Annotated in this window: 16 protein-coding genes; 11 read left to right on the plus strand and 5 right to left on the minus strand. The window is 65.8% G+C overall.

The features are described 5' to 3' along the window. The first annotated feature begins 613 nt into the window (after positions 1–613). A complete protein-coding gene (locus AB4Y36_RS20315) occupies positions 614–2,293 on the plus strand; it encodes a diguanylate cyclase (RefSeq protein WP_368683931.1) in 1,680 nt (559 codons plus the stop codon). A gap of 177 nt (positions 2,294–2,470) precedes the next feature. Then, the gene (locus AB4Y36_RS20320) at positions 2,471–2,737 is read left to right on the plus strand and encodes a hypothetical protein (protein WP_028207711.1); all 267 of its coding nucleotides are present in this window, start codon (positions 2,471–2,473) and stop codon (positions 2,735–2,737) included. Positions 2,738–2,860: 123 nt separating this feature from the next. Here AB4Y36_RS20320 and AB4Y36_RS20325 read toward each other — a convergent pair whose 3' ends face one another. Both AB4Y36_RS20325 and AB4Y36_RS20330 read right to left on the minus strand, forming a co-directional pair. After that, entirely contained in the window at positions 2,861–4,177 is a 1,317-nt protein-coding gene (locus tag AB4Y36_RS20325; RefSeq protein ID WP_069265402.1) for an ATP-binding protein, read from the minus strand. Beyond that, positions 4,161–4,892 (minus strand): response regulator, encoded by a 732-nt coding sequence (locus AB4Y36_RS20330; RefSeq protein ID WP_028207713.1) that lies wholly within the window; start codon positions 4,890–4,892, stop codon positions 4,161–4,163. Before AB4Y36_RS20330 ends, AB4Y36_RS20325 begins: the two co-directional genes overlap by 17 nt. A 234-nt stretch (positions 4,893–5,126) precedes the next feature. Between AB4Y36_RS20330 and AB4Y36_RS20335 the strand changes: the two genes are divergently transcribed. After that, the gene (locus tag AB4Y36_RS20335) at positions 5,127–5,696 is read left to right on the plus strand and encodes a Spy/CpxP family protein refolding chaperone (RefSeq protein ID WP_368606921.1); all 570 of its coding nucleotides are present in this window, start codon (positions 5,127–5,129) and stop codon (positions 5,694–5,696) included. A gap of 120 nt (positions 5,697–5,816) precedes the next feature. Here AB4Y36_RS20335 and AB4Y36_RS20340 read toward each other — a convergent pair whose 3' ends face one another. After that, positions 5,817–6,515 (minus strand): pirin family protein, encoded by a 699-nt coding sequence (locus AB4Y36_RS20340; RefSeq protein ID WP_368616969.1) that lies wholly within the window; start codon positions 6,513–6,515, stop codon positions 5,817–5,819. A gap of 435 nt (positions 6,516–6,950) precedes the next feature. On the opposite strand from AB4Y36_RS20340, the gene AB4Y36_RS20345 reads away from it, so the two are divergent. The 5 genes from AB4Y36_RS20345 to AB4Y36_RS20365 all read left to right on the plus strand — a co-directional run bounded on the left by AB4Y36_RS20345 (position 6,951) and on the right by AB4Y36_RS20365 (position 11,982). Continuing rightward, on the plus strand, positions 6,951–7,727 hold the full coding sequence (locus AB4Y36_RS20345) for an ABC transporter substrate-binding protein (RefSeq protein WP_069265507.1): 777 nt from the start codon (positions 6,951–6,953) through the stop codon (positions 7,725–7,727). A 255-nt stretch (positions 7,728–7,982) separates the two neighbouring features. Next, positions 7,983–8,672 carry an ABC transporter permease gene (locus tag AB4Y36_RS20350; protein ID WP_028207717.1) on the plus strand — a complete coding sequence of 230 codons (690 nt, stop codon included), beginning with the start codon at positions 7,983–7,985 and terminating at the stop codon, positions 8,670–8,672. Between the two features lie 19 nt (positions 8,673–8,691). Beyond that, positions 8,692–9,414 carry an ABC transporter permease gene (locus AB4Y36_RS20355; RefSeq protein WP_028210520.1) on the plus strand — a complete coding sequence of 241 codons (723 nt, stop codon included), beginning with the start codon at positions 8,692–8,694 and terminating at the stop codon, positions 9,412–9,414. Between the two features lie 30 nt (positions 9,415–9,444). Then, positions 9,445–10,227: an ABC transporter ATP-binding protein gene (locus AB4Y36_RS20360; protein WP_342920947.1), complete on the plus strand. Its 783-nt coding sequence runs from the start codon at positions 9,445–9,447 to the stop codon at positions 10,225–10,227. A gap of 579 nt (positions 10,228–10,806) precedes the next feature. After that, on the plus strand, positions 10,807–11,982 hold the full coding sequence (locus AB4Y36_RS20365) for a porin (RefSeq protein WP_368683932.1): 1,176 nt from the start codon (positions 10,807–10,809) through the stop codon (positions 11,980–11,982). Positions 11,983–12,158: 176 nt separating this feature from the next. Here the strand turns inward: AB4Y36_RS20365 and AB4Y36_RS20370 are convergent, their stop codons facing one another. Together AB4Y36_RS20370 and AB4Y36_RS20375 are read right to left on the minus strand one after the other, a co-directional pair. After that, positions 12,159–12,497 (minus strand): P-II family nitrogen regulator, encoded by a 339-nt coding sequence (locus AB4Y36_RS20370; RefSeq protein WP_027795598.1) that lies wholly within the window; start codon positions 12,495–12,497, stop codon positions 12,159–12,161. Between the two features lie 75 nt (positions 12,498–12,572). Then, positions 12,573–14,684 carry an NAD(+) synthase gene (locus AB4Y36_RS20375; RefSeq protein WP_368683933.1) on the minus strand — a complete coding sequence of 704 codons (2,112 nt, stop codon included), beginning with the start codon at positions 14,682–14,684 and terminating at the stop codon, positions 12,573–12,575. A gap of 228 nt (positions 14,685–14,912) precedes the next feature. On the opposite strand from AB4Y36_RS20375, the gene AB4Y36_RS20380 reads away from it, so the two are divergent. The 3 genes from AB4Y36_RS20380 (at position 14,913) to AB4Y36_RS20390 (ending at position 19,499) form a co-directional block, all read left to right on the plus strand. Continuing rightward, a complete protein-coding gene (locus tag AB4Y36_RS20380) occupies positions 14,913–16,085 on the plus strand; it encodes a GNAT family N-acetyltransferase (RefSeq protein ID WP_069265509.1) in 1,173 nt (390 codons plus the stop codon). Positions 16,086–16,156: 71 nt separating this feature from the next. Further along, the gene (locus tag AB4Y36_RS20385; protein WP_368683934.1) at positions 16,157–16,486 is read left to right on the plus strand and encodes a GIY-YIG nuclease family protein; all 330 of its coding nucleotides are present in this window, start codon (positions 16,157–16,159) and stop codon (positions 16,484–16,486) included. Between the two features lie 160 nt (positions 16,487–16,646). Beyond that, complete coding sequence (locus tag AB4Y36_RS20390; RefSeq protein ID WP_368683935.1) at positions 16,647–19,499, plus strand: EAL domain-containing protein; 2,853 nt, start codon at positions 16,647–16,649, stop codon at positions 19,497–19,499. Positions 19,500–19,503: the final 4 nt, after the last annotated feature.

Below are 19,503 nucleotides of genomic sequence, written 5' to 3' on the forward strand. Positions count from 1 at the left end.
CGCGGTGGTACGCACCGCCCGCGCCGCAGTTGCGGCTGGCAACTGGCGGGGGGGCTTGCCTCGACTGAAACGGCACGACACTACTACAACCTTGATGACACTCACAACCGCGCCCGGCACGCCTCGAAAGCCAGACCACACGGGCTTTCGCGGCGCTTTCGCCGGCCTTCTGGAGAGCTTCCAGAAGGCGCCGCGCGCGGGATGTGCACGTCATCGTGATGACGCATCGATGACGCCTTGATGACACAACGACGCCGGGGCCGCCTCCGCGCTTGCCTCATTCGCGCCGCCAACGCCAGTGGGCGTCGCTTGCGCGCCACACGCTGGCACGCGCGTGAACCGATCACGCGAAGCCGCGCCAACCGCGTTTAACGCCCCGTCGACCCCGCTCATCGCCGCGTGTCGCCGTGCTGACGGCATGCGCCTTGCATGTTGGCGGTCCACGCTCTCGCCGCCGCCCGCTCGCGCCGCCTCGCAACGCCGCACTGACGCTTAGATAGCGGGCTCGCCAGCCCCGTTTCGAGGGGTAAAATCGACACGCTCCGTCAGTAGCGCTCCTACGCCCCGGGCGCCGACACCCACGCCTCAATACCACTCACGAACCAGAAGGCCGATGAACAGGAGACTCTTGCGTCAGGCAGCCGGACCCCTCGGGGTCGTGGTGGTCGCGCTCGTCTGCTGGGCGGCGGCCGGCTGGCTCGCGGACCGCATGGTCCGCCAGGAGTTCGAGGCCGCGCTCGCCGCACAGCGCCAGATGATGCGCTCGGTCGTGGACAACATGGCCGAAGTGATCGCCAGCGACCTCGCCATGTCGCGCGCCATTCCGGCGACGATGGCCGAAACCCGCGTCGTCCAGCAGGCGCTCACTGGGGCCGCGCATTATGCCGCGTCGAGCGATTCGACGGAACTGGCGCGGCGCAAGGAGCTGCAGGGCGTGCCGGCGCTCGCCGGGGTCGACCGCTTCCTCCACGACGCCCAGGGCTTCTCCGGGCTCGATGCAATCTGGCTCGTCAACGCGAACGGCATCTGCATCGCGTCGAGCAATGCGCTCGAAAAAATCTCCTACGTCGGCGTGGACATGCGTCCGCGCGCGTATCTGAACGACACGCTGCTCGGGGCGTTTTCCGAGGCCTACGGCGTGGGCACGGCAAGCGGCGAGCCAGGCATTTTCGTCGCCGCGCCCGCCTATGACGACGGCCTGCTGGTCGGCGCCGTAGTCGCGAAGGTCAGCATCGCGCGGCTGCGCCACTGGGTCACCCGCCCCGGCACCTTCGTCGCGGACAACAATGGCGTCATCATCATGGCCCATGACAGCGCGCTCGAAGGACGCGCACTGCCGGGCTCACACGTCGCCGAAATGAATGCGCTGGACCGCGTGAACACCTATCTGCGCGAGCACTTCGCGCCGCTTGAGCTGCGCTCGGCATCGAAACCCGTGTTGAGCGAAGCGCCGTGGATCCCGCGCGCCGACGCCGCGCAAATGGTCGCCTTGCCGGGCCAGCGCGCGCCTGCCCTCTACGAGCAGCGCGGCGGCCTGAACTCCGGGCTCTCGGCGCACCTCGTCGATCCGGTCAATGCGTGGTCCGAGCTGATCGCGAACCATCGGCGCGACCGGCTCCTCATTTTCCTCACGCTCGCGGGCACCGCGGCGCTCGCGGCGGTGATCTCGGTGTCGTGGGTGCGCGAGCGGCGTCTGCACCACGCGAGCCGCGATCTCGCCGGGCAGTTGCAGGCCGCGAACGCCCTGCTCGCCGCCGAGGCGCGCCACGACGCCCTGACCGGCGCGCTCTCGCGGCGCTACTTCCTCGACCTGCTGCGCCGCGAGATCGACACGGCCTACGAGGCAGGCGAACCGCTGTGCATGGCGATTGCCGACCTCGACTACTTCAAGCAGATCAACGACCGCTTCGGCCACCCGGCGGGCGACCGCGCGCTCCAGCATTTCGTGGAGACCTGCCGCGCCGAACTGCGCGCCGACGACGCCGTCGGACGCCTGGGCGGCGAGGAGTTCGGCATCCTGCTGCCCGCGACCTCGCTTGCCACGGGGCTCATGGTGCTCGATCGCCTGCGCGAGCAGGTGAGCAAACGCATTTGCGTGGAATTGCCCGAGGAAGCGAGCGTGAGCGTGAGCATCGGCGTGACCGAACTTGCGGCCGCGCAGGATCAGCCCGAGCGTCTGATGAGCCGCGCCGACCTCGCGCTCTATATGGCGAAGGCGGCCGGGCGCGACCGTTGCGAGGCCATGACGGCCGAGGGCGTCGTGCCGCCGCGCGCCGCGGCGCCGACCTGGTGAGTGCGCAACGAGCTTGCCCAACCCATCACACGAGCGATGCCCGTACCAGGCTGCGGGGCTCGCCCGGCTCAACCGGCGAGGCGCGGTATCATGGGATGAACGGTGCGCGCCAGTCCATACGGTGCGCATGAGTCAAACCGCGTCACTTCGGTGTTCCGCACAAATCTGGAGGCATGCATGAAGGGAAATCTGGTCATTGTCTGCCGCGATCAGGATGCGCTCGCGTTCGACCAGTTGATGGTCGAGTACGGCGCGTTCCAGACGCGCCTGTCATCGACCGCGTGGTACCTGAAACTCGACGCCACGCCCGAGCTGATTCAGGAAGAGATTCTTGCCCGCCTCGGCAAGTACACCACGCACTACATCTTCGAGGCCGACACCGTGACCTACAACACGGTGGACAACGAGGCCGCCGCCGCGCTCGACACGCTCTTTACGGCCTGAGCGGCTGCGCCAAACCTGACCTCGCTGAATCTGGCGTCGCTGTGGCGGCGCCTTCGGGCGAGCCCATCCGGCCATGCCCCGCCCGTTCGCTGAGGGCCTGCGCCAAACCCATTCCAGCGCGATTTACCAGATCTGCGCCGCCTCGGTGACGGTGCGCTCCACCACGTCGAACGCAAACGTCATGCGCACCGCGAGCCCGCCGCTCTCGCCGTTGCCGATCGAAAGCTCGCCGCCCGCGCGGCGCACGAGCCGCTCGACGATCGCGAGGCCGAGGCCGCTGTGGCCGTTGCCGCCGCGCGCCGGGTCGAGGCGCACGAACGGCCGGCTCGCCTGCGTCAGCTCCTGGTCGGGGATGCCCTTGCCGTGGTCGCGCACGGTGAGCGAAAAACCCGTCGCGCCGCGCTCGCTCTCGATCACGACAGGCGGTGCGCCGTACGCATGCGCGTTGTCGAGCAGGTTCGATACCACGCGTTCGAGCGTGGCCGCAGGCAGGCGAAACTCCGGACCCGCACGCAGACGCGTTTCGATCGCAATCGTCTCGCCGCTCGCCGTGCGGTGGTTGCGCGCGATACGCTCGCACTGGTCGTCGACCTCGACGGGCTCGCTGCGATCGGCGCCGTCGTGCGCGAACACGAGGAACTGGTCGACGATATGCGCCATCGACTCGACATCGCGCACCACGCCGTCGCGCACCTTTTGCTCGTCCATCATTTCGGCGCGCAGGCGCAGCCGGGCAAGCGGCGTCTTGAGATCGTGCGCCACGCCCGCCAGCATGACGGCGCGGTCTTTCTCCGTACGCTCGACTTCCTTGACCATCTGGTTAAAGCCCAGCGTGAGCTGACGCAGCTCGCGCGGCCCGCGTTCGGGCACGGGCGGCACGGGCTCGCCGCGGCCAAAGCGCCCCACGGCCTGCGCGAGCGCGCTCAGCGGCTGTTGCAGCATCCACGCGGCCACGAGCGCGGCGACCACAGCGGTGGCGAAAATGGTGATGACCCAAGGCAGAAACTTGTCGAGCGGCCGCATGATCCGCAGCGGCTGGCCCGGCAGCACGATCCAGCGGGCGTCCTGCGGCCCGCGCACCCAGAGCGTGGGCGGCCCGCCGGGCGGCCCGACGCGCACGTCGGTGCCAGGCGGCATGCGTTCGCGCACGTCGTCGATGAAATGGCGCAGCGGCTCGGGCATGCGGTCGGTGACCGGCGGCACGGCGGGACTCGCCGGATCGACGAGTTGCACGCGCGAAGGCAGCGGCTGGTCGGGCTCGCGCTCGACGTGCTGGCGCACCGCGTCGACGAGGAAGGTCGCTTCCTCGACGGCGTAGCGCGTTTGCATCTGATTGTGTTCGACGCGCATGAGCGTGAACCACGCGACATGCGACACCAGTAGAACGCCGATGAAGATGACCGCGAGGCGCCCGAACAGCGAATCAACCGGCTGGCGCATGGTTGCCCTGCTCTCCGTCGGGAACGAACACGTAGCCGCGCCCGCGGACGGTCTGAATGAAGCGCGGCGTGGACGGGTCGCTTTCGAGAATGCGTCGCAGACGCCATACCTGCACGTCGATGCCGCGGTCGGTGCCGTCGTACTCGGGACCGTGCAGCAATTCCAGCAGGCGCTCGCGCGTGAGCGTACGCATGGGGTGATTCACGAAAATCTTCAGCAGCGCGAACTCGCTGCCCGACAGCATGATGGGCTTGCCCTCCTGCTGCAGCGTGCGCGACTGGAAGTCGAGCGTGAAGCGGCCGAACGCGTACGGCTCGCGCTGCTCGGGCGCGGCGGCCGAAGGCACCGTGCGGCGCCGGCGCAGCACCGCCTGCACGCGCGCGAGCAGTTCGCGCGGGTTGAACGGCTTGCCGAGGTAGTCGTCCGCGCCCAGTTCGAGGCCGACGATGCGGTCCACGTCGTCCGCGCGCGCCGTCAGCATGATCACGGGGATGTCGTCGCCGGCTGCGCGCAGCTTGCGCAGCGCGGTCAGGCCGTCCACGCCCGGCATCATCAGGTCGAGCACGATCAGGTCCGGGCGCTCGCGCTCGAGCCGCCGCTCCAGCGAGCCGGCGTCGTGCAGCACCGAGACTTCCATGCCCTGGCGCGCGAGATAGTCGCGCAGGAGGTCGCGTAGTTCGAGGTCGTCGTCGACGACAAGGATTTGAGTAGCCATGGGATGAAGTGTAACGCGCGCGCACGGGCCGTTTGCTTACAGCTCTTCCAGCTGGGTTACGAGGTGTTACCGCGAAAGGCGCGTGTAATGTCGCGTAATCTCGGCGCCCCCCCGCGTAACACGCGCTGCCAGCCCGGTCGATACGCTAGGGACACCGGTTGCGAGCGCCACCACTTTCCGAAAGCGCCGCGCCAGACCGGATAAAACCCTCATGGATTTGTCAGGAGCATCACCATGTACAAGACGACTTCGCGCCTTCTCGCTATCGCCGCTGCCTCGCTCGCGCTCACCCTGGGCGCCACCGCCGCCAACGCCCAGACCCCGCCGCCCCCGGGCGGTTCCGGCATGATGCACGGCGCTCCGGGCATGCATGACGGCCCCGGCATGCACGGCGATTTCATGCTCGGCTTCAAGAAGCTGCACGACAAGCTGAACCTGAACGCCGCGCAGGAAAAGCAATGGCAGGCCGCGCTCGACACGATGAAGCAGAACGGTCAAGCCATGCGCAAGAATCATGAGCAGATGAAGCAGCAGTTCGATTCGATGAAGAACCAGCCGATCCTCGACCTGAACGCCATGCACACGGCGCACGAGCAGGTCGAGCAGCAGAACCAGCAGTTGCGCGAGCAAACCACGCAAGCGTGGCTCGCCTTCTACAACGGCCTGAACGACCAGCAGAAGACGACCGTGAGCACGGCGATCAAGGAACGCTTCGCGAAGATGGAGCAGCGCCACGAGCAGATGCGCGAGCGCTGGGAGCAGCACCACAAGGGCGGCGCTTCGGCACCGGCCGCCCAGCAGTAATCGGCACACGCGCGCGCAATTGCGCGACAAAGCGGGGCGCGACAAAGCGCCGCGGGATTCGCACCCCGCGGCGCTTTTTTTCATGGCGCGGACGGCCGCTTGCCGCCGCCCGTCAACGACTCAGGCGAGATCGAACAGCAGCACTTCGGCCGCGGCGCCGTTTGCAAGCGCGACGGCCGCCTCGGTCTCGATCATCGCGGCATCGCCGGCTTCGAGGCGTTGGCCATTCACGTCGAGCGCACCGCGCGCCACATGCAGATAGACGCGCCGCCCGGCAGGCACCGAATACTCGACGCGCTCGTCGCCGTCGACCAGAGCCGCGTAGATCGCGGCATCCGACTGCACGGTCACCGAGCCGTCGCGCCCGTCGGGCGAGGCGACGAGGCGCAGCCGCCCGCGCTTGTCGGCGTCGTCGAAGCGCTTCTCCTCGTAGCCGGGCGCCCCGCCCCGCTCACGCGGCAGCAACCAGATCTGCAGCAGGTGCGCTTGCTCTTCCTTCGAGCCGTTGAACTCGCTGTGCATCACGCCGGTGCCGGCGCTCATGCGCTGCACGTCGCCGGGGCGGATGGTCGAGCCGTTGCCCATGCTGTCGCGGTGGGCGAGCGCGCCGGACAGCACATAGGTCACGATCTCCATGTCGCGGTGGCCGTGCGCGCCGAAGCCCTGGCCGCCCGCGATGCGGTCGTCGTTGAGCACCCGCAGCGCACCGTAGTGCATGTGCGCTTCGTCGAAATAGTCGGCAAACGAAAAGCTGTGGTACGAGTCGAGCCAGCCGTGGTTGGCATGGCCGCGTTCGTCGGCGCGTCGGATAGTCAGCATGGCAATCTCCGGTCAATCATGTCGATGTCCGAAGGTAAGGGCGGCGGCCCCCTTGCACAATCCGCAGCGGCGCACCGCATCGTTTCACCAGCAACATCAATGCGCTGCGCTGCCGACGTCGCCCTGCGTCAGACCCGCACGCCCCCCGGCTTCGGGTAAAATACCGCGCTTTTCGGCCGGCGTGAGCCCTGATGGCCCCGGGGTGGACACCCCGTGGCGATTCTCCGCCCCGCCAGCGCGCGCTGCCGCAGGGGCCGGAGTGCGTCGCGCTTTCCGACCCGCATTTTTGATCACCTAGAATGGCGGCCAACGGCCACGAGCCGGTCCGCCTTGCGTCGGCCGCGCGCCCCTACCGCGCCGCGCCGCCCGTATCAGTCGTGCATGGGACGGAGTCAGTGCTAAAAAAAGCACTCGCTCCGGCTCGACAGGAGAATGATGAAGAAGTTTGCAGTGTGCGTGGCGCTCGCCCTGATCGCAGGCAGCGCCGCCGCCAAAGAGTGGAAAACCGTGCGCATCGGCGTGGACGCCAGCTATGCGCCGTTCGAATCCAAAGCGCCGAACGGACAGATCGTCGGCTTCGATGTCGACCTCACGAAAGCCCTGTGCGCGCGCATGAACGTGAAGTGCGTCTGGGTCGAGAACGACCTCGACGGCATCATCCCGGCGCTCAAGGCCCGCAAGTTCGATGCGATCGTGTCGTCGCTGACCATCACGCCGCAGCGCGCCCAGCAGATCGACTACTCCGCGAAGATGTTCGATGCGCCCGCACGCATGCTCGCGCGCACGGGCTCGCCGCTTCTGCCCACGCCGGCTTCGCTCAAGGGCAAGAACGTGGGCGTCGAGCAGGGCTCGACCCAGGAAGCGTACGCAAAGGCGCACTGGGCGCCGCAGGGCGTGAACGTGATCTCGTACCAGAATCAGGATCAGGTCTACCAGGATCTGATCGCCGGGCGCCTCGACGCCACGCTGCAAGACGAGGTCCAGGCGGATTTCGGCTTCCTGAAAACGCCGCGCGGCAAGGGCTTCGCGTGGGCGGGCCCGGAAGTGGAAGACCCGGCGACGATCGGCGACGGCACCGCGATCGGCCTGCGCAAGGACGACGCCGACCTGAAGGCGAAGTTCGACACGGCGCTTGCCGCGATTCACGCCGATGGCACGTTCGACAAGATCGCGAAGCAGTACTTCGACTTCGATATCTACAAAGGCAAGTGAACGGGAAAGCACACGCAGGTAAATAAACAACGAGACACCACCGCTCGCGCCTCGCGCCACGACACAAGAAAAGCCCCGGGGGCTCCCCGATAGACCGCCACCGGGCTTCGTATACAGTCACAGGCGCGCTCACGAGCGCAATTGCATCGGCCGCGCGCGACCAGGCTATAAACCGCGCGGCCATGAACGGATTTGAACCGCGGCAGACAGCCGCGCCTTTCGCGGTGTGAGAAACGCATCGTCAAGGACTTGCCCATGTTTCTTCAAGGCTACGGCCCGCTGATCCTCGCCGGCACCTGGCAGACCGTCAAGCTCGCCGTGCTGTCGCTCGCGCTCTCGTTCGTGCTCGGGCTGATCGGCGCGGCGGCCAAGCTCTCCAAAAACCGCGTCGCGCATGGCGCGGGCACGCTCTACACCACGCTCATTCGCGGCGTGCCCGATCTCGTGCTCATGCTGCTGCTCTTCTACAGCATCCAGATCTGGCTGAACAATCTCACCGACATGCTCGGCTGGGATCAGATCGACATCGATCCGTTCCTCGCGGGCGTGGTCGTGCTCGGCTTCATCTACGGCGCGTACTTCACCGAGACGTTCCGCGGTGCGTTCCTCGCCGTGCCGCGCGGCCAGCTCGAAGCGGGCCACGCCTACGGCATGACGGGCTGGCAGGTGTTCACGCGCATCATGTTCCCGCAGATGATGCGCTTCGCACTGCCCGGCATCGGCAACAACTGGCAGGTGCTCGTGAAGTCCACGGCGCTCGTCTCGATCATCGGCCTCGCCGACGTCGTGAAGGCTAGCCAGGACGCCGGCAAGGGCACGCTGCGTTTCTTCTTCTTCACGCTGCTCGCCGGCGCGATCTATCTCGTCATCACCACGGTCTCCAACTTCGTGCTGATGTATCTCGACAAGCGCTACTCCACCGGTGTGCGCAAGGCGGATCTCTGAATCGCGCGAGGCCAAGACCATGCAAGACTTCGTCCAACTGATCCAGCAGTACTGGCGCAACTATCTCTTCTCCGACGGCTACCATTTCAGCGGCGTGGCCATCACGCTGTGGCTGCTCGTCATCTCGATCGGACTCGGCTTCTGCCTCTCGGTGCCGCTCGCCGTGGCGCGCGTGTCGAAGAAGAAGTGGCTCGCCGGGCTCGTGTGGCTCTACACGTACATCTTCCGCGGCACGCCGCTCTACGTGCAGCTGCTGCTGTGCTACACGGGCCTCTACAGCCTCGAGATCGTGCGCAACCACGAACTCACGAGCGCGTTCTTCAGGAGCGGCATGAACTGCACGTTGCTGGCGTTCACGCTCAACACCTGCGCGTATACCACCGAAATCTTCGCGGGCGCGATCAAGGCGACGCCCTACGGCGAGATCGAGGCTGCGCGCGCGTACGGCATGTCGCAATTCACGCTGTACCGCCGCGTGATCCTGCCTTCGGCGTTGCGCCGCGCCCTGCCCTACTACAGCAACGAAGTCATTCTGATGCTGCACGCAACGACCGTGGCCTTCACGGCGACCGTGCCGGACATCCTGAAGATCGCGCGCGACGTGAACTCGGCGACGTATCAGTCGTTCGGCGCATTCGGCATCGCTGCGCTGTTGTACCTGATCATTTCTTTCACGCTCGTGTGGCTGTTCCGCCGCGCAGAGCGCCGCTGGCTCGCGTACCTGCGACCGCAAGGCAAGTGAGCCCGCCAGGGCGTGTTTAAAGGTCAATTGATGAATTCCCAGAAGCAGAAGCTGTTCGTCGACTCCATCCACAAGAAGTACGGCGACAACGAAGTCCTCAAGGGCGTGTCCCTGAAGGCCAATGCCGGCGACGTGATCAGCGTGATCGGCTCGTCCGGTTCGGGCAAAAGCACGATGCTGCGTTGCATCAACTTCCTCGAGCAGCCCAACGAAGGGCGCATCGTGGTGGATGGCGAGGAAGTCGCCACTCGCGCGGACAAGCGCACGGGCGCACTGCACCCCGCCGACGCAAAGCAACTCCAGCGCGTGCGCACCAAGCTCGCCATGGTGTTCCAGCACTTCAACCTCTGGTCGCACATGTCGGTGCTCGAGAACGTGATCGAAGCGCCCGTGCACGTGCTGGGCCTGCCGCGCAAGGAAGCCGAAGAGCGCGCGCGCACCTATCTGGAGAAGGTCGGTCTCGCGCCGCGCGTGGAGAAGCAATACCCCTCGCACCTCTCGGGCGGCCAGCAGCAGCGTGTGGCGATTGCCCGCGCGCTCGCGATGCACCCCGACGTGATGCTGTTCGACGAGCCCACTTCGGCCCTCGATCCCGAACTCGTTGGCGAAGTGCTCAAGGTCATGCAGAAGCTCGCCGAGGAAGGCCGCACGATGATCGTGGTCACACACGAAATGGGTTTCGCGCGCAACGTTTCGAACCACGTCATGTTCCTGCACAAGGGTCTCGTGGAAGAGGAAGGCCAGCCGGCCGAGGTCTTCGCCAATCCGAAGAGCGAGCGCCTGCGCCAGTTCCTTTCAGGCAGCCTCAAATAAGACGACTCGCAGGGTCGCCGCCTTTCGGCGATGTAGCAAAAGTAGTTTTACAAGGCGCTTACAGCGCCTGTTCTTTTTGGGACTTTCATCCTCCAGAAGCCGTCCGTTTAGCCTTAAAAACGGCGTTTTTCGCATTACTCCTTGCGAAATCTTCCGTCAATAGTGGCAATCCTGAACTCAGCCATTCAATTGACGTGAGTCCCTTGTCCCACAAGGGTTTCGACCTGGTTGTAGTACCTCTCTGACCACCATCCAGGAAGACCATATTGCAATTTGACGACATCCCGGGGTGCGAGCACGAATTAGTTCGCCAGCGCGGACCTTTTTTGCTAAATTAGTAACCAAAGTAGCAAAACAAAGTTCATTAAAAGTAGTTTCACTTCAAAAAGAACGGGAGATGCCAGTCAACCAGGGGACCTGCAAGACGACCCAGCCCGGGTCATGCAGCGGCACCAGCCCGTACGCCGGTCCTCGGGGTAATTCTCCCTTACGCGACGATTTCTGTTCGCAGCGCCGCCAAGCGCACGGACGTCTTTCGCAGTACTAAGGTTGACTCTTTGACAGGGTATGGAGGAGAAGATGAAGAAAGCTTTGCTCGCCGCAGCATTGATGTCGGCTGGCGTGATCGCGCATGCACAAAGCAGCGTCACGCTCTACGGCCGCCTGGACATGGGTGTGGCGTATATGAACGGCATTGGTGCCGGCAGCGGCGCAAATGGTCAAGCCACCCACGGCTCCAGCCAGGTTCAGCTCGAGAGCGGCTACTGGGGCACCAGCCTCTGGGGCATGAAGGGCGTTGAAGACATCGGTGGCGGCAACAAGGTTCTGTTCCACCTGGAAGGCAGCTTCAGCACCGCGAACGGCACGCTCGGCTCGGCCGGCTCGCTCTGGAATCGCTGGGCGACTATCGGCGTCGCGAACGACCAGTTCGGTACGCTGCTCGCTGGCCGCATGCTGTTCATCTCCAACGGCATTTGGGACTTCGACCCGTTCGGTCAGTCGAACTGGTCGTCGGCCTCGATGGTCCGTGGCCGCAACTGGCCTCAATCGAGCAACAACATTTCGTACCAGTCGCCGAACTGGTTCGGCTTTGACGTGTACGGCCAGTACGCGTTCTCGAACGCGACGAACTGGAACGGCAACAACACGACGCCGTCGGGTCGTGAAGCTGGCCTGCAACTGACCTACACGAGCTCGTTGTTCCAGATCCGCGGCCTGTATGACGAAATCCGCAATCCGAACAATGGTCAGCTGGGCGGCCTGTACAACGCGCTGGACGGCAGCACGAAGACGCCGCTCTCCACCTCGCAGGGTAACGGCAACGGCGTGTTCGCTTACTCGCGCGATTACATGGCCATGTTCAACCTGTTCCTCGGCGCGTTCAAGGTTCAGGGCGGCTACGAAGCCATCCGTTCGTCGGGCATGAATCCGGGCATCATCGGCCAGCCGACCACGCTCGACCACGAGTGGGGCGGTGTGACGTGGCAAATGACGCCGGCTGCAGCGCTGATCGCAGCGGTCTACCACGTCAACGCGAACAACGGCGGCGGCAACGCCACGCTGTACACGATCGGCGGCTCGTACAACCTGTCCAAGCGCACGCTGCTCGACATCCAGGCAGGCACGGTGCAGAACAGCAAGACGGCCAACTTCGGTCTGAACGCCAACAACTTCGGTACGGCTGCAACCACGGGCAACCCGGTTCCGGGCCACAGCCAGGTTGGCGTGTACGCAGGTATCCAGCACTCGTTCTAATTCGAAACGAGTGTAGAAAGAACAGCTACATCGACGTTTTCACGCTGCTGCGAGAGGCGCGTATCGGTGCGATGTCCGAAAGGGTATCGCACCGTTTTTTATTCTGGGGACGGGCCGCGCGAGCGGCGCCGTCCCCTTTTCTATTGGTGCATCAGGTGCTTCGAAGGCGCACGGTCTCAAACCGCCGCTTCGTTTTCCTCGCCCGTGCGGATGCGGATCACGCGCTCCACGTCGGTCACGAAAATCTTGCCGTCGCCGATCTTGCCGGTGCGCGCCGCGCCGATGATCGCGTCGATCACCTGGTCGGCCTGGTCGTTCGCGACCACCACCTCGATCTTCACCTTTGGCAGGAAATCGACCACGTATTCGGCGCCGCGGTAAAGCTCCGTGTGGCCCTTCTGGCGGCCGAAGCCCTTGACCTCGGTGACGGTCAGGCCCGTGAGGCCCACTTCGGCGAGCGCCTCGCGTACTTCGTCGAGCTTGAACGGTTTGATCACGGCAGTAATGCGTTTCATGGCGAACCTCGTCTCGTTATCGGATTTGTCGGAAATTTCGGAACATATCGGGATTCTACGCTGTGCGGCCGGGGCTCACGCCGAGGGCTTGCCCGCAGGCGCCGCGCTCGTCCCGCTCGCTTCATCGGGCACGCGCTCCAGATCGGCGAGCCAGACCACCGACTCCGAATCGCTGGGGGCACGCCAGTCGCCGCGCGGCGAGAGCGAGCCGCCCGAGCCGACCTTCGGCGCATTCGGAATGCAGGTGCGCTTGAACTGGCTCTGGCGGAAGAAGCGGTCGAGGAATATGCGCAGATTGCGCTTGATCGACGCGAGATCGTACTGATTGCGCGCGACCTTCGCGTTCTCGGGCCATGCACCCGCTTCGCGGTCACCCCACGCGTGGCGCGCGAGGAACGCGACCTTGGAAGGCGCGAAGCCAAAGCGCAGCGTGTAGTAGAGGTTGAAGTCCTGCAGCTCGTAGGGGCCGATCGTGTTCTCGGTTTTCTGCTCGGGCGCGCCATCGGACTTGCCGGGGATCAGCTCCGGGCTGATGTCGGTGGCGAGAATCGCTTCGAGCACGTCGCGGCCGCTCTCCCCGTTCTGGCCAATCTGGCCCGTTTCGGCCACCCAGCGCACGAGGTGCGTGATGAGCGTCTTCGGCACGCTCGCATTCACGTTGTAGTGCGACATGTGATCGCCCACGCCGTATGTGCACCAGCCGAGCGCAAGCTCGGAGAGATCGCCCGTGCCGATCACGATCGCGTGATTGAAGTTGGCGAGGCGGAACAGGTGATTCGTGCGCTCGCCGGCCTGCACGTTTTCGAACGTGATGTCGTAGGCTTGCTTGCCTTCCGAGTACGGATGGCCGAGGTCTTCGAGCATCTGCATGCAGCTCTGGCGAATGTCGATTTCGCGCGCCGTACAGCCCACGAGCGCCATCAGCTCGCGCGCCTGGCGCAGCGTGCGCTCGCTCGTGGCGAAACCAGGCATGGTGTACGCGAGAATGTTCGCGCGCGGCAGCCCGAGGCGATCCATCGCCTTCGCGCACACGAGCAGCGCATGCGTGGAGTCGAGCCCGCCCGAGACGCCAATCACCACCTTCTTGATGCCCGCCTGCGAAAGCCGCTGCACGAGCGCCTGCACCTGGATGTTGTAGACCTCGTTGCAACGCTCGTCGCGCCGCTTCGGGTCGGCCGGCACATAGGGGAAGCGCTCCACGCGGCGCGAGAGCGCGAGCGTGCCGCGCTGCCATGCGCCCTCGCCCGCCAGCTCGCACGAAATCACGCGAAACTTCGCGACTTCATCGGCGTGGCGGCGGATCGAATCGCCGAACGTGGTCTGGCGGATGCGCTCCTGCTGCAGTCGCGCGAGATCGACATCGGCGAAGATGAGATGCGAGTCGTCGGAGAAGCGCTCCGACTGCGCGAGCAGCTCGCCGTTTTCGCACACGAGCGCGTGGCCGTCCCAAGCCATGTCGGTGGTCGATTCGCCCTTGCCCGCCGAGGTGTACAGATACGCGGCAAGACAACGCGCCGACTGTTGCGAGACCAGTTGCTGCCGATAGCCCGCCTTGCCCACCACGACGTTCGACGCCGAAAGATTGACGAGCACCGAAGCGCCCGCGAGCGCCGCGAACGACGACGGCGGGATCGGCACCCAGACGTCCTCGCAGATTTCCACGTGAAAGCGCAGACCCGCAACCTGCGGCACCTCGAACAGCAGCGACGCGCCGAACGGCACATCCGCGCCGGCGAGGCGCACGGTGTCGGTGCTCGCGCTATCGGCGGCGCTGAACTGGCGCGGCTCGTAGAATTCGCCGTAGTTCGGCAGGAAGCTCTTGGGCACGACGCCCGCCACACGCCCGCCCGCCACGACCGCTGCGCAGTTGAAGAGCGAATGCCCCGCGCGCACCGGCAGCCCCACGATCATCACGAGCGGCAGCGCGGCCGACGCTTCGACGATCTGCGCGAGCGCGCGCTCGCAGGCGTCGAGCAACGCTTGCTGATGGAACAGGTCGTCGCAGGTATAGGCCGAAAGCCCAAGCTCGGGGAACGCGACGAGCGCCGCGCCCCGCGCCGCGGCCTCGCGCGCGAGCGCGAGCGTCTCGCTGGCGTTGAATGCGGGATCGGCCACACGGCAGCGCGGCACGCCCACGGCGACGCGCGCAAAACCGTGCGTATAGAGATTGAAGAAGCGCTCTTTCATTTCGATAACCTTGAGGCGGGCGCGCTGCGCACGAAAGCGCGCGCTCTGACGTTTGGGCTGCCTGGTGCCGCTTGAAGCCGCTTTGAAACCGCTCGATGCTGCCTGGCTGACGCCGCTGCACGAAGCGCGGCGGTCCTCACCCGCTCGGGACGTTTGCTTTACCATGACCGTTTGCCGCTGCAGGCGCTGCTGAACGACCCAAGCCGCATCCCACGCCAACGGGCACGCATGAAACAGGAACATTTCGATTATCGCACGGGCATCCTCGGCTCACCGTCCGAGGTCGACGCCGCCGAATGGAACGCGCTGCTCGCGCGTCAGGCGCAGCCTACGCCCTTTTTGCGCCACGAATTCCTCGCGGCGCTCGACGCCACGCGCTGCACCACGCCGAACGAGGGCTGGGCCGCGCAATTCGTCACGCTCACCGACGCGCGCACGGGCCGCCTCGCCGCCGCCGCGCCCGTGTACCTGAAGGGCCACTCGTACGGGGAGTACGTGTTCGACTGGGCCTGGGCCGACGCGTACAAGCGCAACGGCCTCGAGTACTACCCGAAGCTCCTGTGCGCCGTGCCGTTCACGCCCGTACAGGGCACGCGCCTGATCGCCGCCGACACGACCGCGCGCCGCCATCTGGCCGCGACGCTGCTCGCCTTTGCCGAGCAGGCCGACGTCTCGTCGCTGCACGTGCTCTTTCCGACCACCGAAGACGCCGAGGCACTGACCGACCTCGGCATGATGCAGCGCGAAGGCGTGCAATTTCACTGGCTCAACGACGGCTATCGCGACTTCGAGGACTTCCTCTCGACTCTCGAACAGAAGAAGCGCAAGAACATCCGCGCGGAACGTCGCAAGGTGCACGACGCGGGCGTGACGATGCGGCGTGTGCGCGGCGAGGACATTAGCGACACCGAGTGGCGCTTTTTCAGTCGCTGCTACCGGCAAACCTACCGCGAGCATTTCTCTTCGCCGTACCTGAATCTCGACTTCTTTCGCATGATCGGCGAGACGATGCCCGAGAATCTGCTGCTCGTGATCGCCGAGCGCGAAGGCAAGCCGATCGCGAGTTCGCTCGTGGTCTGGCAGCGCGGTGAGAATGGCCAGGGCGGCACGCTCTATGGCCGCTACTGGGGCGCGCTCGAACACGTGCCCTGCCTGCACTTCGAGACCGCGTATTATCAGCCGCTCGAATTCTGCATCGAGGAAAAGCTCGACGTGTTCGAAGGCGGCGCGCAAGGCGAACACAAGATGGCGCGCGGTTTCCTGCCCACCGCCACGCGCTCGGCACACTGGCTCGCCCATCCGGCGTTCTCCGATGCCGTCGCGCGCTTTCTCGAAAGCGAGACGAACCACATTCACGCCTACATGCACGAGCTCAATGAGCGCAATCCGTTTCGTGCGTGATTCATCCGTAAAACTCGCGCACGACGTGGCCTGAAACGCCCACGCCGATCACGATCATCGCTTCCAGAACTATGCCGTGGTTCCTCTACATGCTCGAATGCGCCGACGGCAGCGTCTACACGGGCATCGCCATCGACGTCGCCGCCCGCTTCGCCCAGCACGCGAGCGGCACCGGCGCGCGCTACACGCGCTCGCGCAAGCCGGTACAGGTGCTCGCGCAATTCGAGTTCGCCGACCGTGCACGTGCCTCGAGCGCCGAGTACTGGGTCAAGCGCCTCACACCACGCGAAAAGCGCGCGCTCGCGGCCGGCGTGCGCACGCTCGAATCGGTCCTGCCCCCGCCACCACCGCCGCCGGAAACGGCCGCGGAAGCAGCCCCGGAAACCGCAGCGCCAGAATGAGCAAACGCCTCGCGGCAAGAGCGTTTGCTCTTTTCATCGAACGCGCCGTCTAAATCCTAAAGCCGCCGCCGCCCCCGCCGTTATTGCTCACAAGACGCCGGTCCTGGCCCCCGGCGCGCGCTCTCATTTCACCTCGCAAGCCGACGGGGACCGGTGAAGCATGAAGAGACCTATTAAATCGGAGACGACCCGGCTTGGCCCCGGTTGGCACGGATGGCGGCGCACGACCGCGGTCCTGCTGCCGCTATGGCTGCTCGCTGCCGTCATGGCGTTGATCGCGGCGGTCAGCCTCGCGATCATGTCGATCCTGCTCGCCTATGTGGCGGGGGAAAGCAGCTGGTCGAAGGGCCAGAAGGACGCGGTCCACGCGCTGGAACGCTACGCGCGCACCGGCGACGAGGCGGACCACCGCGCGTTCCTCGCCGGCATTGCCGTGCCGCTCGGTGACCGCGCGGCACGGCTGGAGATGAACCGCGCGCAGCCGGACATCGCGGCGATCCGGCACGGTTTCGAGCTGGGCCGCATCGCGCCCGCCGACATGGACGGCATGACCTGGGGCTACCGCACGCTCAAGAACACGCCGTGGATGCGCCCGGCCGTCGCGTTCTGGGAGATCGGCGACCGCTACATTCTGCGTCTTGCCGATACCGGCGAACGCCTGCACGCGCTCGTGCAGGCGGGCAAACTGCACGCGCCCGAGTCCGCGAACCTCGTGCACGAGCTGCGCGAGATCGACAGCCAGCTCGCGCCCATCGAAAGCGGCTTCTCCCGCTCGCTCGACGACGCGGCGCGCGCCACGCGCTCGCTCCTCACGCTCGCGCTCGCCGCCTCCGCGATCGTGCTGCTCGGCGTGTTCTCGCAGTTCATCCGCCGCGCGCTCGCGCGCAGCGACCGCCTCGAAGCCGAAGTGCGCAAGAACGAGGAGCGCCTCACGCTAGGCTTCGAAGGCATCAACGCCGGACTCTGGGACTGGGAGGTCGGCAGCCGCCAATGCTACTTCTCGAACTGGCTCTACGAGCAGCTCGGCTACGACGTGGGCACGCGCTTCGAAAGCGACACGGGCCTCACCCAGCTCGTCCACCCGGACGACCTCACTCTCGTGCGCCACGCGCTGCGCCAACACCTTGCGCGCGCAACGACTTTCGACGTGGAGTTTCGCCTGCGCACGCTCGCGGGCAGCTACTGCTGGTGCCGCGCGCGCGGTCAGGCGGTGCGCGATGCACGCGGGCGCGCCGTGCGCATGGTCGGTTGCCTGTTCGACATTTCCGAGCTGAAGACTGCCGAAGCGAAGGCCTATACGGAACGCGAACTGGCGGAGGTCACACTGGCCTCGATCGGCGAAGCCGTGATCCGCACCGACGAGCGCGCACGTGTGACCTACTGCAACGCGGTGGCCGAACGCATGCTCGGCCGCGCGGCCGCCGAGATGCTCGCGCAACCGTTCGATGCGATCTGCGACGTGCGCAACGACGCACAGGAACCGCAGCGCTTCGCCATCCTGATGAATTCGCAAGCGACGGGCAACGCAGGCGGCGCGAGTCTGCATGTGATGCGCCCGAACGGCTCGCGTCTCGCGGTCGACTACTCGATGTCGAAGCTGCGCGACGCGCAACGCCGCGTGATCGGCACCGTCATCGTGCTCTACGACGTGAGCGCGCTGCGCGAGCATGCCGCCCGCCTCGCCTACCAGGCGACCCACGACGAGCTCACCGACATCTACAACCGCCGCGAGTTCGAGCGGCGCCTCGCCGCGTTGCTGGAAGACAGCGCGGGCGCACCGCCCGGACAGCCCGGCCACGCGGTCATGTTTCTCGACCTCGATCAGTTCAAGGTCGTCAACGACACCTGCGGCCACTCGACCGGCGACGAATTGATCCGCCAGGTCTGCCGCGTGCTCAAGAGCGAGTTGCGCGGCGAGGACATCATTGCGCGCCTCGGCGGCGACGAATTCGGCGTCGTGCTGCCCCACTGCACGGCGGCGCACGCGTCGCTGCTCGCGGAAGGCCTGCGCGCGGGCATCGCCGCGATCCGCTTCACGGGCGCCGGGCGCATCGTGCAGACGAGCGTGAGCATCGGCCTCGTCGGCGATGCGGCAGGTCTCGTTTCCGTGAAGGAGGTGATGAAAGCCGCGGACGTCGCGTGCTACATGGCGAAGAAGAAAGGCCGCAACCGCGTGCACCGTTTTCGCTATGACGACGAGGAACTCTCGCAAACCCACGCGCAGATGGCGTGGGTCTCCGACATCAAGGCGGCGCTCGAGAACGGCCAGTTCTGCCTCTTCGGCCAGAAGATCCTCTCGCTCGCGCAGTCGTCAACATCGGCATCGGGGGCCGACGACACGCACGTCGAACTGCTGTTGCGCATGCAGTCCGCCTCAGGCGCGCTCGTCGAGCCTTCCGCGTTCATCGGCGCAGCCGAGCGCTTCGACCTCATGCCGGCCATCGACCGCTGGGTGATTGCGAGCGCGTTCGCAATGATCGCCGAAGGCACACACGATTACGGCACCTGGTCGATCAACCTCTCGGGCGCCTCGCTCGGCGACGAGCAACTCGCCGACTATATCGAGGAGCAGCAGCGCATCTGGTCCATCCCGTTCGAGCGCGTATGTTTCGAGATCACCGAAACCGCCGCGATCACGAACCTGGACGAGGCGATCACTCTCATCGAACGCCTGCGCGCGCAGGGCTGCCGCTTCGCGCTCGACGACTTCGGCGCGGGCATGTCGTCGTTCAACTACCTCAAGCATCTGCACGTCGACTATCTGAAGATCGACGGCAGCTTCATACGCGGCATCGTCGACAGCCCGCTGGACCAGGCCATCGTGCGATCGATCAACCAGGTCGCACATGCCGCGGGCAAGCTGACGATCGCCGAGTGCGTGGAGGACGCCGCCATCGTGGACTGGATGATCGCGATGGGCGTGGACTACGCGCAGGGCTACGGCGTGGGCAGGCCCGCGCGGCTCGACATCCTGCGCGGGCCGGAGCTGCGCGACGTCGCCGAAGTGGGTTGATCGG

It is taken from the genome of Paraburkholderia sp. BR10936, from assembly GCF_040965735.1.
In the GTDB taxonomy this organism is placed as follows: Bacteria; Pseudomonadota; Gammaproteobacteria; order Burkholderiales; family Burkholderiaceae; genus Paraburkholderia; species Paraburkholderia nodosa_A.

Excerpts from the sequence above, each read along its gene's own strand:
- AB4Y36_RS20315 (WP_368683931.1), top strand. The coding sequence starts at position 614 with ATGAACAGGAGACTCTTGCGTCAGGCAGCCGGACCCCTCGGGGTCGTG.
- AB4Y36_RS20320 (WP_028207711.1), top strand. The coding sequence starts at position 2,471 with ATGAAGGGAAATCTGGTCATTGTCTGCCGCGATCAGGATGCGCTCGCG.
- AB4Y36_RS20325 (WP_069265402.1), bottom strand. The coding sequence starts at position 4,177 with ATGCGCCAGCCGGTTGATTCGCTGTTCGGGCGCCTCGCGGTCATCTTC.
- AB4Y36_RS20330 (WP_028207713.1), bottom strand. The coding sequence starts at position 4,892 with ATGGCTACTCAAATCCTTGTCGTCGACGACGACCTCGAACTACGCGAC.
- AB4Y36_RS20335 (WP_368606921.1), top strand. The coding sequence starts at position 5,127 with ATGTACAAGACGACTTCGCGCCTTCTCGCTATCGCCGCTGCCTCGCTC.
- AB4Y36_RS20340 (WP_368616969.1), bottom strand. The coding sequence starts at position 6,515 with ATGCTGACTATCCGACGCGCCGACGAACGCGGCCATGCCAACCACGGC.
- AB4Y36_RS20345 (WP_069265507.1), top strand. The coding sequence starts at position 6,951 with ATGAAGAAGTTTGCAGTGTGCGTGGCGCTCGCCCTGATCGCAGGCAGC.
- AB4Y36_RS20350 (WP_028207717.1), top strand. The coding sequence starts at position 7,983 with ATGTTTCTTCAAGGCTACGGCCCGCTGATCCTCGCCGGCACCTGGCAG.
- AB4Y36_RS20355 (WP_028210520.1), top strand. The coding sequence starts at position 8,692 with ATGCAAGACTTCGTCCAACTGATCCAGCAGTACTGGCGCAACTATCTC.
- AB4Y36_RS20360 (WP_342920947.1), top strand. The coding sequence starts at position 9,445 with ATGAATTCCCAGAAGCAGAAGCTGTTCGTCGACTCCATCCACAAGAAG.
- AB4Y36_RS20365 (WP_368683932.1), top strand. The coding sequence starts at position 10,807 with ATGAAGAAAGCTTTGCTCGCCGCAGCATTGATGTCGGCTGGCGTGATC.
- AB4Y36_RS20370 (WP_027795598.1), bottom strand. The coding sequence starts at position 12,497 with ATGAAACGCATTACTGCCGTGATCAAACCGTTCAAGCTCGACGAAGTA.
- AB4Y36_RS20375 (WP_368683933.1), bottom strand. The coding sequence starts at position 14,684 with ATGAAAGAGCGCTTCTTCAATCTCTATACGCACGGTTTTGCGCGCGTC.
- AB4Y36_RS20380 (WP_069265509.1), top strand. The coding sequence starts at position 14,913 with ATGAAACAGGAACATTTCGATTATCGCACGGGCATCCTCGGCTCACCG.
- AB4Y36_RS20385 (WP_368683934.1), top strand. The coding sequence starts at position 16,157 with ATGCCGTGGTTCCTCTACATGCTCGAATGCGCCGACGGCAGCGTCTAC.
- AB4Y36_RS20390 (WP_368683935.1), top strand. The coding sequence starts at position 16,647 with ATGAAGAGACCTATTAAATCGGAGACGACCCGGCTTGGCCCCGGTTGG.